The 13665-nt window shown below is 56.1% G+C and carries 12 protein-coding genes and 1 riboswitch; of the genes, 8 read left to right on the top strand and 4 right to left on the bottom strand.

Going from position 1 to position 13665, the window contains the following annotated elements; translation table 11 throughout:
- Window positions 1–83 precede the first annotated feature (83 nt).
- Window positions 84–2381, top strand: a complete 2298-nt coding sequence (locus tag ABLO27_RS16250; RefSeq protein WP_353033981.1) for a xanthine dehydrogenase family protein molybdopterin-binding subunit — start codon at window positions 84–86, stop codon at window positions 2379–2381.
- A gap of 126 nt (window positions 2382–2507) precedes the next feature.
- Here ABLO27_RS16250 and sbmA read toward each other — a convergent pair whose 3' ends face one another.
- A complete protein-coding gene (gene sbmA, locus ABLO27_RS16245; protein ID WP_353033980.1) occupies window positions 2508–3521 on the bottom strand; it encodes a peptide antibiotic transporter SbmA in 1014 nt (337 codons plus the stop codon).
- A 378-nt stretch (window positions 3522–3899) separates the two neighbouring features.
- Here sbmA and ABLO27_RS16240 point away from each other — a divergent pair, with 378 nt between their 5' ends.
- Complete coding sequence (locus ABLO27_RS16240) at window positions 3900–4901, top strand: DMT family transporter (protein ID WP_353033979.1); 1002 nt, start codon at window positions 3900–3902, stop codon at window positions 4899–4901.
- A 65-nt stretch (window positions 4902–4966) separates the two neighbouring features.
- On the opposite strand, the gene ABLO27_RS16235 is transcribed toward ABLO27_RS16240, so the two are convergent.
- Together ABLO27_RS16235 and ABLO27_RS16230 are read right to left on the bottom strand one after the other, a co-directional pair.
- Complete coding sequence (locus tag ABLO27_RS16235) at window positions 4967–5377, bottom strand: hypothetical protein (RefSeq protein WP_353033978.1); 411 nt, start codon at window positions 5375–5377, stop codon at window positions 4967–4969.
- Between the two features lie 47 nt (window positions 5378–5424).
- Window positions 5425–5661: an Lrp/AsnC ligand binding domain-containing protein gene (locus ABLO27_RS16230; RefSeq protein WP_353033977.1), complete on the bottom strand. Its 237-nt coding sequence runs from the start codon at window positions 5659–5661 to the stop codon at window positions 5425–5427.
- A 136-nt stretch (window positions 5662–5797) separates the two neighbouring features.
- A riboswitch (TPP riboswitch) is annotated at window positions 5798–5908 on the top strand.
- Between the two features lie 68 nt (window positions 5909–5976).
- Between ABLO27_RS16230 and ABLO27_RS16225 the strand changes: the two genes are divergently transcribed.
- The 4 genes from ABLO27_RS16225 (at window position 5977) to ABLO27_RS16210 (ending at window position 10609) form a co-directional block, all read left to right on the top strand.
- Window positions 5977–6750 (top strand): hydroxyethylthiazole kinase, encoded by a 774-nt coding sequence (locus ABLO27_RS16225; protein ID WP_353033976.1) that lies wholly within the window; start codon window positions 5977–5979, stop codon window positions 6748–6750.
- Window positions 6751–6782: 32 nt separating this feature from the next.
- Window positions 6783–7589 carry a bifunctional hydroxymethylpyrimidine kinase/phosphomethylpyrimidine kinase gene (gene thiD, locus ABLO27_RS16220; protein WP_353033975.1) on the top strand — a complete coding sequence of 269 codons (807 nt, stop codon included), beginning with the start codon at window positions 6783–6785 and terminating at the stop codon, window positions 7587–7589.
- 1 nt (window position 7590) lies between these two features.
- A complete protein-coding gene (locus tag ABLO27_RS16215) occupies window positions 7591–8703 on the top strand; it encodes a TRAP transporter substrate-binding protein (protein ID WP_353033974.1) in 1113 nt (370 codons plus the stop codon).
- Window positions 8704–9319: 616 nt separating this feature from the next.
- Window positions 9320–10609 carry an OmpP1/FadL family transporter gene (locus ABLO27_RS16210; protein ID WP_353033973.1) on the top strand — a complete coding sequence of 430 codons (1290 nt, stop codon included), beginning with the start codon at window positions 9320–9322 and terminating at the stop codon, window positions 10607–10609.
- 73 nt (window positions 10610–10682) lie between these two features.
- Here the strand turns inward: ABLO27_RS16210 and ABLO27_RS16205 are convergent, their stop codons facing one another.
- Window positions 10683–11462: an SDR family oxidoreductase gene (locus tag ABLO27_RS16205; protein ID WP_353033972.1), complete on the bottom strand. Its 780-nt coding sequence runs from the start codon at window positions 11460–11462 to the stop codon at window positions 10683–10685.
- Window positions 11463–11730: 268 nt separating this feature from the next.
- Here ABLO27_RS16205 and ABLO27_RS16200 point away from each other — a divergent pair, with 268 nt between their 5' ends.
- Window positions 11731–12534: a UDP-2,3-diacylglucosamine diphosphatase gene (locus tag ABLO27_RS16200; RefSeq protein ID WP_353033971.1), complete on the top strand. Its 804-nt coding sequence runs from the start codon at window positions 11731–11733 to the stop codon at window positions 12532–12534.
- Window positions 12531–13580 carry a glycosyltransferase family 4 protein gene (locus ABLO27_RS16195; protein WP_353033970.1) on the top strand — a complete coding sequence of 350 codons (1050 nt, stop codon included), beginning with the start codon at window positions 12531–12533 and terminating at the stop codon, window positions 13578–13580. Before ABLO27_RS16200 ends, ABLO27_RS16195 begins: the two co-directional genes overlap by 4 nt.
- The last annotated feature ends 85 nt before the right edge of the window (window positions 13581–13665 follow it).

Raw genomic sequence — 13665 nt, 5'->3', positions numbered from 1 at the left:
TCGGACGCTATGTATGAGCTAAACCGTTGCCTTCGGTCTTCTGATTTCCGGGAAGTTCTTCCCAAATATACAGGTCCAAATTCATGAACCAGATGGTCACTCCGAAATTCGGTGTTGGCGCGCCTTTGCGCCGCAAGGAAGATGAACCGCTCATTACGGGACAGGGTATTTACACTGCCGACTACGCGCCCGAAGGTTGTCTGCACGGCTATGTCGTTCGCTCGGCAATGGCACATGCGAAGATCCGGGTGGAAAACGCCGACGAGATTCGGGAGATGGACGGCGTTCGCCTTGTCCTGACGGGGGCCGAACTTGCCGGCAAGACCATGCCGATGATGGCCAAGCTCAAGCAGATCGACGGGACACATTTTGATATCCCGCCGCATCCGGTGTTGTGCTCGGACGAAGTGCGTTTTGTCGGCGATGCTATTGCCTTCGTCGTTGCGGACGACCTCAACACCGCCAGAAATGCTGCCGAAATGCTCGAAGTCGACTATGAGCCTCTGGATGTGGTGATCGGCATCGAAAATGCGATGGCTCCGGACGCGGTGAAAGTCTGGCCGGAATTTGAAAGCAACGTCGCCTTCACATTCGGGCAGGGCCTTCATGCCAAGACTGAAGAAGCCTTCGCAGCGGCGGACAAAGTGGTTTCAATCGATGTCGTCAACAATCGCATCGTTGCCAACTACATGGAACTGCGCGGGTGCGTGGCTGAGTTCGATGCTGACGACGAGCGCTTCAAGCTTACGCTTGGAACACAGGGCGGCCACGGCATGCGGGACGTTTTGTGCAAGATCCTGGAGCTGGAGGAAGACAAGATCCAGGTGATCACTCCGGAAGTCGGTGGTGGATTCGGCACGAAAATATTCTGCTATCGCGAATACCCGCTGGCCATGATTGCCGCCAGGAGCCTTGGCAAGCCGGTGCGCTGGGCAGGCGAGCGCATGGACCATTTCGTCACCGATGCCCACGGCCGGGACAATCTCACTCACGCAGAGCTGGCGCTGGATGCGGACAGCAGAATCCTTGGTCTGAAGGTTCATGTGAAGGCTGCAATGGGCGCCTATCTGCACCAGTTCGGACCGTTTATTCCTTGGGTTGGAGTGTCCATGTCCTCCGGTCTTTACGACATCCCGGCCGTATTCGCGAAGGTCGAAGGGGTCTACATGCACACCGTTCCAACGGATGCCTTCCGGGGGGCCGGTCGTCCGGAGGCGGCCTATCTGATCGAGCGGCTGATCGACAAGGCAGGGGAAGAGACAGGGCTTGGTCCCGTTGAAATTCGCAAGCGCAACTTCATCGCCAAGGAACAGTTGCCTTACACGACACAGACCGGCCGTCTCTATGACACCGGTGACTTTTCCGGTCATCTGGACAAGGCGATGGAAGTCGCGGATTGGGCCGGGTTCAAGGCAAGAAAGGAAGAAAGTGCACGGGTCGGCAAGTATCGCGGCATCGGCATCAGCTCCTACATCGAGTGCTGCGCATTTCCCGGCAGCGAGGAAGCAACGCTGGAGCTGTCTGCGGAAGGCAACCTGACGCTGCTGATCGGCACGCAAACCAATGGCCAGGGGCATGCGACTGCCTACAGTCAGGTGGTTGCGGAAAAGTTCGGTGTCTCCATTGAGGACGTCGAAGTGATACAGGGCGACACGGATCTGGTTCGCAAGGGTGGCGGAACCGGAGGATCCCGCTCCATCCCGCTTGGTCTGCCTTCGGTACGCGATGCCAGCAACACGCTGGTGAAAAAGGTCAAGGAACTGGCTGCAGACCGACTGGAGGCAGGGGTTGAAGACCTGGAACTGGAAAGTGGTGTTGTTCGCGTGGTTGGAACCGATCAGCAGGTCACCCTTGCGGAGATCGCTGCAGGGTCTGGTGAAACACTGATGGCGCGTGAAGAGGTCAATCAGACGGAAGCTACATATCCGAACGGAACTCATATCTGCGAAGTCGAAATCGATCCGGAAACCGGTGATGTCGAGATCGAAAATTATGTCATCGTCGACGACTTCGGCGTTACCGTGAACCCGCTTCTGCTTGCTGGGCAGGTTCACGGCGGGACGGCTTCAGCGCTCAGTCAGGCTCTGTGCGAGCACACTGTCTATGATGAAGACGGCCAGTTGCTCACCGCGTCACTGCTCGATTACCGAATGATCCGGGCAGCCGATTTGCCGGATATCCATTTCGAGACCCGGAACGTGCCGTCCACCACAAACGCCATGGGCATCAAGGGTGCGGGAGAAGCCGGTACGATCGGTGGCTGTGCTTCGGTGATGAACGCTATCCAGCATGCACTGAAGGACGGGGCTGGCGTAACCGAAATAGTCGATATGCCGGCAACGCCTCTGCGGGTTTGGGAGGCAATCCAGTCAGCAAAGTAGATGACTGATCAACTGCTGTAGCTACGATATGGAAAAGGCGCCTGATCAAGCGCCTTTTTTGGTCTCAGCTTTTGAGAAACCCAATCGGGCCTCCCACCGCTCGCACCGGCCGGGGAGTGGAAGACCCTATTCCGCAGGCATGGGGCGTGGTTCACCGCCATTGCGCTCATATTCCCAGATATGTTCCTCAAAGGCGCGAAGACGCTTGTACACCGACATCAGCTCAATGATCGTTCCCCATGAATTCACCAGGAACTGGAATGAGTTCTCGACCTGGCTGAATGCAGAGCTGATGCGGGTCAGAATTCCGTAGGTGATTGCACCGCTAAGGATGGTTGGTGCAAGTACGATCAGGGGGATAAGCACGGCTCCTTGCAGGTAGACCCAGCGCGCAACATCAAAGTAGAGGTAATGGAAAAAGAGCCGGAAGTAATTGCGTCTAACGTCGTTAAAGAGAGCATTTGCAGAGTGAGGATCGGCGCGTTCAGGATGGTCTTCACCATAGACAAGCTCTTTGCGGTACGCTGCCTCGACCTTCTGGTTCTGAAACTCCAACCCAGGCAGCTTGATGCCGACCATTGCCAGGAGCACCGTTCCGAAAGCTGCCGAAATGAGAGCGGCAAACACCAGTGAACCGTCGACCTTGCCGAGCAAGGGAAGCTCGGTGACATGCTGAGAGAGCTGCCAGAGGATCGGAAGGAAGGCAACAAGCGTCATGATTGAACGCATGAATGACACGCCCAGGCTTTCCATGATCCGAGCGAAACGCATGGTGTCTTCCTGAACACGCTGGGAAGCACCCTCGATGTGGCGGACGGCGTGCCAGTGCGACATGTAATAATTGTTCATGGCGGTGCGCCAACGGAAGATGAAATGCTTGATAAAAAATTCCAGCAAAACGGCAACGGTGATGAGGACCGTGGCGATTTCCGCAAAGTCCAGAATGCCTCGCCAGTAGTCTGTTGCTTCTACACTACCGGGCGTCTGAAGCGCTTTTTGGATCAGATCGTAAAAGACACCGTACCATTCGTTGATCCTTACGGTCTGTTGAACCTTGAACCAGGTCACACCCAGGATCAGCGCAGAACCCACCCAGGCCCAAAGGAACCAGCGGCGGCTTAAAAAATATGAACGGAACATTGCAAGCAGTCTCTCGAATCGGAGTTTTCCAAGTATTAAGTAGCTAGTGCACTTGAGGGAGAATACCGAGGGGTATTGAGGCAGTTGTGAAGAGATTTTAGGACCCTGTCGTCTTCACTCATGCTTTCCCGCAGAGGTGCATTGCAAGCAAAAAACGGCAAAACTGCGCCGCGATCAATTGCAATATTCTGCACTTGGCATGATACTGGCGGCTCCAACCAATCAAATTCCCGCCCAACTCCACACCTATTTCGGTATGGACCTCGCATTGTTCAGCTGTGATTTTCAGCTACGGGTGGTCTTTCAGTGGCTCCTCTCGATCCTTCGGACCGGCGCGTCAGGGGAGTTACGTTTTTGCGCCGGCCCCGGATGACATTCATGGCGTTCACCAGCCTCAAATCCCGTTTTGCCGGTCCCGCCGTGCCTTCGGGCATGACCCGTCAGGCTCCACTTCTCGGCATCTCCTTGAAGCTGGCCTCGACGATCACGTTCTTCGTCATGGCCACTGCGCTCAAGATCGCCGCGGAGACCGTACCGATCGGGCAGCTGGTGTTTGCACGTAACTTCTTCGGTCTGTTTCCAGTTCTTCTCATGGTTGCTCTGCGTGGAGAGCTCGGTTTGGCCTTCAAGACCCGCAACCCAAAGGGACACCTGACACGGGCGACCGTCGGTCTTTCAGCCATGGTCTGCTCATTCACCGCGCTTTATTTGCTGCCGCTACCGGACGCGACGGCCATCGGCTTTGCGACGCCGCTGATTGTGGTCGTGCTGGCGTTCTTTCTGCTTGGCGAACAGGTCAGAATTTATCGCTGGAGCGCCGTTGGGGTAGGGTTCCTGGGCATTCTGGTGGTTCTGTCGCCGCATTTGGGTGAGGGCCAGCTGGACAGCACTGCAACACTCGGCGCACTGGCGGGGGCGTTGGGGGCCGGGTTCGCTGCCCTTGCCATGATCACCGTTCGCAAATTGTGCGAAACCGAGCGCACGTCAACGATCGTGACCTGGTTTGCCGGCGCCTCCACGGTGCTTTCGCTGCTTACCCTGCCGCTCGGATATGTCCTTCCGGGACACAGCTGGGTGGTCCCGGATCTCTCAACGGCAGGCCTGCTGGTTCTGATCGGACTTGCAGGTGGTGTCGGCCAGATCCTTCTGACACAGAGCTACCGGTTTGCCGACGCTTCCACCATCGCCCCGTTTGACTACGTCAACATGCTGTGGGCGATCCTGGTGGGCTGGCTGGTGTTTTCCGAAATTCCTGTCCCGGAAGTGGTGATCGGAGCCCTGATCGTGATCGCCGCGGGAGTGTTCGTCATCTACCGCGAACACCGGCTCGGTCTCGACCGCACCAAGGCGCGCCGCGCGTCTTCGCCATCGAAATCATGACCGTAGAGAACATCCGTAACGGCTTCTTCAGTTAGGACAGGCCAGGGAGGAGCCCAGCGGTTCTTCTACGGTTTGTAGTGGAATGTCTCGACGGCGCTCTTGGAGCCGTCGGGAAAGACCAGCTGTACGCTGATGGAATTCGTCGAGCCTGCGGGCAGTTCGATATAGGGCTTTTCCTTCAGAACCGCGTTGGGGTTGTCCGGATCGCATGCGTCCAGTTCCCACATCTGGTCCAGAGGGCCATCATTCAGTCCGTAAAAGACATAGTCGATCCCGCATTTCCAGGCTTCCAGATGGGTGAAGTAGATCAGCTGCTGGCCTTCCCAGTCACGAAAGGAAACCCAGCTTGCCTTGGTCACATCCAGTATCTGCTTGATCTGCTCGGGCGGCATGCCTTGTGCGCTTGCCGGCGGAGCCGAGGCAAGGGAAAATGTGCCCAAGCCCATGACCAGGGCTGAAATTTTCAAAAAATGCATGATGGCCTCCATTGTCTCCAGATCAGGAGAATGCGTCAGGCGAAAAATCAGAAAGCCTTAAAGGTAATGATCGTCTTGGTGTCCTGAATGCCGTCGATCGGGTGAACCTTCTCGTTTACGAAGTGGCCGATATCGGCGTCGTTATCGACGTAGAACTTCACCAGAAGGTCGTAGTCGCCACTGGTGGAATAGACTTCCGAGGCAATTTCCGCGTCGGCGATCGCGTTGGCAACCTGATAGGTCTTGCCCAACTGGCATTTGATCATAACGAAAAACGGGGTCATGCGATGCTCCGGAAATGAAATCGTTGCGGAATGGTGCCCAAGGACATCGCCTATCTGTTGTCCGCAGTCAATCGTTGATGCAGCCTGCGACCATCGCACGGTCTTGCAATGACGGGTTCGCCTTGGTAGCAGTGCTGTTATCTCATGGGGGTGCCCGGCGATCCTGGATCGGGCTGAGAGGCGTACGGCCAACTCCTTGAACCTGATCCGGGTGATGCCGGCGGAGGGATTTGAGATGCAGATTGCCAGGGCATTCACAGCTCTCTCTCCTGATCAAACTTCCGGTTTGCAGCCGGAGCCACTCGGAGGAGACGCATGAACCTGACCGTTGCAGCTTCCACACAGAACCTTTCGCCGGAAACTGTCTTTGACCTGTTGATGAGGGTGCGGCAGAAGTCACCGCGCATCCACGCGATCACCAATGCCGTTGCACAAACCTTTACGGCCAACACTTTGCTGGCGCTTGGCGCCGTGCCTTCCATGACCATCGCCAAGGACGAAGTCGCAGGTTTCGCCGAAAGCGCGGATGCTCTGCTCATCAATCTCGGTACGCTGGATGAAAGCCGTCGGGAAGCCATTCCGGTCGCCATCAAGGCGGCGAAGGCAGCAGGGCGCCCTGTCAGTATCGACCCGGTGTTCGTGAACCGGTCTGGAGTGCGTTGCGCGTTTGCAAGGGAGCTGATGGCCTTCCAGCCGGACCTGTTGCGCCTGAACGAAGCGGAAATGGTTGCCCTTTTTCCGCAAAGGTCCGAAGCCGATGCCGTGATTTCAGCTGGCACCGTGCTGGCGGTGACGGGAGTTGAGGACAAGATCGAGAGCCTGGGAGAAGATTTCCGCCTGCGCAACGGTCATCCTCTGATGGCGCGCGTAACGGCGACAGGGTGCGCCGGTGGAGCCGTGCTTGCTGCCTTTGCCTGTGTAGAGGCAGACACCGCCCTGGCCGCGGCGTGCGGGCTGTCGGTCTTCAATATCGCCGGAGAACTGGCCGCAAGTCGTGCCGGAGGGCCGGGAAGTCTGGTGCCGGAACTGCTCGATGCCCTTTATTCCATCACGGCGAACGATATCGAAATGCGGCTGAAAACGGCCTGAGTTCCTTTTCTCATTCAAAAATGGAGAGACACATGACCGCCATCGCGGTGACCATAGCAGGATCCGATTCCGGCGGCGGGGCCGGAATACAGGCTGATCTCAAGTCGTTTTCGGCAAATGGTGTTTACGGTGCCAGTGTGCTGACCGCTCTCACGGCGCAAAACACTCTTGGTGTGAGTGCCATTCAAGATGTCCCGCCCGCTTTCGTACGTGCCCAGATGGATGCGGTCTATTCGGACCTGAACGTCAATGCCACCAAGATCGGTATGCTCTCCAGCGTCGAGATAATCGAGGCGGTTGCAGGCGGACTGGAGGCACACACAACTGGCCCGGTGGTGCTGGATCCGGTGATGGTGGCAGCGTCCGGTGATCCGTTGCTGGCCGACAGTGCCGTGTCCAGCCTGATTTCCGTTCTCGTGCCGCTCGCCGATGTCATAACGCCAAACCTGCATGAAGCCGCCAGGATGCTCGAAACGGAGGTTGCGGCCAATGAAACGGAGATGCTCTCACAAGCAGAGGATCTTCTGAGGCTCGGTTGCAAGTCGGTTCTGCTCAAGGGAGGGCATGGAACCGGTGAAGAGAGTGCGGATCTGTTTTTCGATGCGGCCGGCAATGCCATCTGGTTGCATGCAGAGCGCATCCAGACAAACAACACCCATGGTACCGGATGTACGCTTTCGTCGGCAATCGCAGCCGAACTCGCCAAAGGCAGCGATCTGGAAAGCGCAATGAGAGCGGCCAAGGCCTATATCCATGCTGCCATTTCGGCGGCTGACCAGCTCGAGATTGGTGCCGGCCACGGCCCTGTTCATCATTTTTACCGCTTCTGGAGCATGTGACATGTCAGACAAGTCTTGCCTGTCAAAAAATCCCGTCACCCGTCGGGCGTTACTTGGGGGCTCAGTCGCAGCGGGGGGCGCCGCACTGGCTGCTCCGGCGATCGCGGAGGAAAAGGCGACAGTCGAGTGGAAAATGGTGACATCTTGGCCCAAGAACCTGCCTGGACCGGGTGTCACAGCACAGCGGATTGTCGATCAGGTGGCCAGAATGACCGCTGGCCGTTTCCGGATACGGCTTTATTCGGCTGGAGAACTGGTGCCTGCACTCGGTGTATTCGACGCGGTCGCGGCCGGCACGGCTCAGATGGCGCACACTGCGTCCTTTTTCTGGCAGGGCAAAATTCCAGCATCGGTCTATTTCACCGCCATTCCTTTCGGCTTGTTGCCGCATGAACACATCGCCTGGATCGAACAGGGGGGCGGCCAGGCTCTCTGGGATGAGCTCTACGCCCCTTTTGGCCTGAAGCCCGTAATGGCGGGGAACACCGGCGTTCAGATGGGCGGGTGGTACAAGAAGGACATCAATGGCCTTGATGACCTGAAGGGCCTGAAGATCCGTATGCCGGGACTTGGCGGTGAGGTCATGCGGCGGCTTGGGGCAACTCCTGTCAGCCTGCCACCCGGCGAATTGTTCCAGGCACTTCAAAGTGGTGTTCTGGACGCGACGGAATTTCTGGGGCCGTGGTCGGACCGCGCGATGGGCTTCCACAAGGTTGCCAAATCTTACTATTCACCTGGTTTCCACGAACCGAACGGGACCGGCGAAGCGATTTTCAATCAGGTTGCGCTTGATAGCTTGCCGGAAGAGCTGCGGGCGATTGTGCTGGAAGCCTGCAGGGCAGAAAACGGACGAGCCCTGGCGGAGAGCGATTGGCAAAATGCCGGCAGCCTCCAGCTTCTTCAGGAAGAAGATGGTGTGACCGTCAAACCTTATCCGGACGAAGTGCTGAGTGCGTTGCGCGAAACAGCAGCTATCGTACTGGCCGAAACGGGCGAGCGCGATCAGCTCAGCAAACGGATTTATGAAAGCCACATGGCAGCCAGACGGCGCTTGGCGCCATGGAGCGACGTTGCCATGCGACGCTTCATGGCTGCCCGTGACGGCAGCAGCTGACTTTGCCTGCCGCGGTGTAGACCGCCGCGGCATCCGCTCAACGCGATTGGTCTATTCAAGTCTCTGACAAGCCGCCGCTGACGTAAATCCCGAAACGCTGCCAACAAGTACGCAGACGGTGCCGCGAAGCGGCACCCAAAGCTCCGGAAGATCAGTGCCTGGGCAGGTCAATCGTCTTTAAGTATAATTTAAAGCATTGATATAGCGCCTTGGATCCAGTGACAGCCTTATTCTCGGGATTGTCTGAAATGCCTATGAATCGCCCGGATTTGTCTCACAATATGTCCACATTCCCTTAGGAAACGTGTGGCAAAGCCGCAACGTTGCAGGAATTAATTACGTAAACGGAAACTCACGAGTCGACTGCCTATTTTTTGGGCAAATGAGTCGGAGTGAGTCGAGTTGGTGGCAAACAGCACTGGAACGCGAGGTTTTTTTGGGTTTTGGCGAGATGAATTCTGAAGAGCCGTGAGTTTTACATAATATTTTGCGTTGCAGCATATGAATTGATCAAGCAGTTTTAGTTTTTGAGAGAGTTGAAATAGGAGGCGTTCTTCGGAAATCCTGTTGCCAGAGTTCATGATTCCTCCGGTGGGAGGGGGACGGGAGAAAACGCATGGTCTGGGCCAAGAATAAAACACTTCTAATAACGACTTCGGCAATCGCGCTATCCATGGTTGCGAGTGCTGCGCATGCAGGCGGCTTCGCGCTTCGTGAGCAAAGCGCCTACTATCAAGGAATGTCTTTCGCGGGATACGGGACAACGAGCGACTCAATTTCCTCGATGTTCTGGAACCCGGCTTCTCTGATGGGCGCAGGAGAAGGCCTGACGGTGGAAGCGCACAATTCGATAATCCTGCCTTACTCCGACATCGACGGAACATTCTCAGGCAATGGATTCACGATACCCGGTTCGACCGCGGGAAGTGGCGATATTGCCAGTGATGCCTGGATACCGGCTTCCTATGCGGCGTATCGGTTGAATGACCAGCTTGTGTTCGGTTTGGGTATCAACGCTCCATTTGGATTGACAACCAAGCCGGACTTTAGCTGGGCAGGGCAATACTATTCACGCACTTCAAAAGTCTTTTCTTTGAATGTGAATCCAACCGTAACCTATCAAGTCAATGATATGATCGCCATCGCGGCAGGCGTTCAAGGTCAGTATATTGATGTCAGCCTGAAAACCGCTGATCCGTTTTCCGGAGGGGCGAGAACAAACGAAATCAAGGGCGACGATATTTCGTTCGGTGCGACTGCAGGCATTACCATCAAACCCTGGAAAGGCACTGAAATCGGTGTTGGTTACCGGTCTGCGATAGGACACAACCTTGACGGAGACCTGATCCTGCCAAGCGGTGTTCCAACCAGTGGCATAGCTGCTGGAACCTACGCTATCGGCCTTGGAATGATGACGCCGGATATGGTGAATATCTCGGCAAAGCAAAGCATCACGGACAAGATTCGTGTGTTGGGTACGGTCGAGTGGACCAATTGGAGCCGGCTTAAGTCTCCTCGGGCAGAGCTGGATTCAAATGGAGCGACGATAACAACGCTTCACTTCAACTATGAAGATGGTTGGTTTTTCTCGCTTGGCGGCGAATATGATTTCAATGAACAGCTGACCCTTCGCGCCGGTCTTGCTTACGAAATCTCGCCGATTGATGAGGACATCCGTTCAACCCGCCTCCCGGACAACAATCGCTGGTGGCTTTCAGCTGGCGCAAGCTACGCGCTCAATGACCACCTGGCATTCGATATCGGGTATTCTCATCTCATTCCGGAATCCACCAAGATTGATATTGGTCCGGGACATCAGGACTACAATGCGTCTCTTGGCACCTACAAAGCGGACGTCGACAGCAATGTGAACATTTTCTCCGCGTCACTTCGCTACAAGTTCTGATTACATTTCAGAGGGTTAAAAAAAGGCCGGGGCGTTGCCCCGGCCTTTTTGCATTTTCAGATAGGTGATGAAATCAGAATGCTGCGGGGTAGAGGCCGCCATCCATGAGCAGGTTCTGACCGGTGATATATCCGGCATGCCGCGAGCAAAGAAATGCACAGGTCTGGCCAAATTCTTCGGCGTTGCCGAAACGCTGGGCCGGAATCTCGGCGGCTTGCGCCGCGCGGACAGCCTCGACGCTCTTTCCGGATTGCTGTGCGGAGCGTTCAAATCCGCCCTTCAAGCGATCGGTGTCCATTTTGCCCGGAAGCAGATTGTTGATGGTGATGCCGTGCGGAGCAAGCTGACGGCACACACCAGCCAGAAAAGCGGTGAGACCGGCACGCGCGCCACTGGAAAGATCCAGCCCTTCTATGGGCATCTTGACAGAGAGAGAGGTTATGTTGACGATCCGGCCGAAACCGCGCTCCTTCATGCCAGGAACGACGGCCTGAATGAGCTCAATCGGCGTGACAAAGTTCTGCACGGCCCCTTCCAGCAGGGCATCACGATCAAGTTCGGAATAATCGCGCCGCGGAGGACCACCGTTGTTGTTGACGAGAATGTCCGGGTCAGGACATGCAGCGAGCAAGGATGCCTGACCTTCCTTCGTGGAAACGTCCGCGGCGATGCTGGTGACGTTGACCCCATGAGCCTCCTGCAGCGCTGCCTTGGTGGCAGCCAGAACAGCCTCGTTCCGGCCATTCAGAACAATGTCGCAACCGGCTTCCGCCAAAGCTTCGGCGCAGCCCTTTCCCAGTCCACGGCTTGAGGCGCAGATGATCGCCTTCTTTCCCTGGAGTCCCAAGTCCATGTTCTTTCTCCCTAAAAGGCTGGGGCCGAGATGCTGGCACCAGAACGCTTGAATTTTGGAATGACGTGATTGGAAGTATGTATCACGTAGCAGAAGGACAAGAGTAAAGTGATTTGAAAACAAGCACTTTTCATGTCCTTCCGTCAGACTTGCTGACGTTAACCAAGTGGCGGGTAAATAGATCCAGTACAGGATTGAGCGTGATCTGTCATAATAATGATACCTGAATCGCGTCTATAGCGCTCCAACAGGAATTTGGAGAAATGCTATGTCTACCGCAGAGGCATCGCGACATTACCGAGCCTTGTTTATTTCAGATGTTCATCTTGGGACGCGTGGGTGCCAGGCCGAGATGCTGCTCGATTTTCTGAAGGACAACGACGCCGAGACCATTTATCTGGTCGGTGATATTGCCGATGGCTGGCGGTTGAAACGCTCCTGGTACTGGCCTCAGCTGCACAATGACGTTGTGCAGAAGATCCTGAGAAAAGGGCGCAAGGGAGCTCGCATTATCTACATCCCGGGCAACCACGACGAGTTTCTGCGGAACTTTCTGGGGACACATTTCGGCGGCGTCGAAGTAACGGACAGCATCATTCATGAGGCCGCCAATGGCAAACGCTATCTCGTGATCCATGGTGACCAGTTTGATGTCGTTATTCGTCACGCCAAATGGTTGGCTTTTTTCGGTGACAAGGCCTACGTGACCGCGCTTGCCGTCAACACCTGGCTGAACGTTCTCCGCCGTCGTCTGGGGCTGACCTACTGGTCCTTGTCCGCATGGGCCAAGCTAAAAGTGAAAAACGCCGTGAGTTTCATCGGCCGGTTCGAAGACGCCCTCTCTGACGAGGCTCGCCGGCAGGGTGTCGACGGTGTCATCTGCGGCCATATTCACCACGCTGCAAATCGTGACATGAATGGCATACATTACATCAACACCGGCGATTGGGTGGAGAGTTGCACCGCCGTTGCGGAGCATCATGATGGCACGTTCGAGGTGATCAAATGGGTGGACCAGACCCAAGAGGGGACCGTACCGGCCAAGCCCAAGGAAACGCCGGTCGCAGCATGAGTTCGATATTGATTGTCACGGATGCCTGGCATCCACAGATCAACGGCGTCGTGCGTTCCCTGGAACGGACAGCCGAAGAACTCGAGGCCATGGGAATACGGGTCGAGTTCCTGACACCCCGAATATTCAAGACACTGCCGTGCCCGACTTATCCCGAAATCCGATTGTCGTTGACACATAGAGGCATTGTGCGCCGGAAAATCGAAGAGTTCGGTTGTGAGCATCTTCACATTGCCACGGAAGGGCCGCTCGGATTGCTGGCAGCAAGTGCGGCACGCAAGGCAGGGCAACCGTTCACGACCAGCTACCACACGCGGTTCCCGGAATATGTCTCCGCACGCCTCCCAATTCCCCTTTCCTGGTCCTATGGTTGGCTGCGCAGGTTCCACAATTCGGGTAACGGCTGCATGGTGGCAACGCGTTCGCTGGAGAAGGATCTGCGTGAACGGGGTTTCAACAGTCTGATGCGCTGGTCGCGGGGCGTTGATGAAGAGCTGTTCAAACCCTACGAAGGCAGCGTGCTGCCTGAGGATTTGCCCAGGCCCATTTTCATGTATGTCGGCAGGGTTGCGGTGGAAAAGAACATCAAGGCCTTTCTCGATCTGCGGCTTCCGGGCACCAAGGTTGTCGTTGGCGGAGGCCCTCAGCTGGAAACCTTGCGCCGGGAATATACTGATACTCACTTCACCGGAGCCAAAGTCGGCGACGACCTTGCGCGGCACTATTCGGACGCGGACGTCTTCGTGTTTCCTTCGCTGACGGACACGTTCGGAAATGTGCTTCTGGAAGCGCTGGCTTGCGGTGTTCCGGTTGCCGCATTCCCGGTCATGGGCCCCGTTGATGTCATTGGAGATACCGGTGCAGGGGTCTTGTCGGAGGATCTTCGGGAAGCTGCCGAGGCTGCCCTTGATATCCCGCGAGATCATTGCCGGAAGATCGCGATGAACTACACCTGGGCCGCGAGTGCGCAGCAGTTCCTGGACAATTGTATTGCCGCGAGAGACCTTCACAACGCCGAAGATATCGGCGCCAGGGCTGCCGAATAACAATTGACACCGTCAGAATGTTTGCGTGCAAGGAACATTGAGTTGAGCACCGTTTCTCTTTAGTCATCAATGCTCAAATCAATTC

The sequence above is a fragment of the Roseibium sp. SCP15 genome, from assembly GCF_040329435.1.
In the GTDB taxonomy this organism is placed as follows: domain Bacteria; phylum Pseudomonadota; class Alphaproteobacteria; order Rhizobiales; family Stappiaceae; genus Roseibium.
The sequence above is the reverse complement of the archived record's forward strand: the minus strand, read 5'-3'. Positions and strand labels throughout refer to the sequence as shown.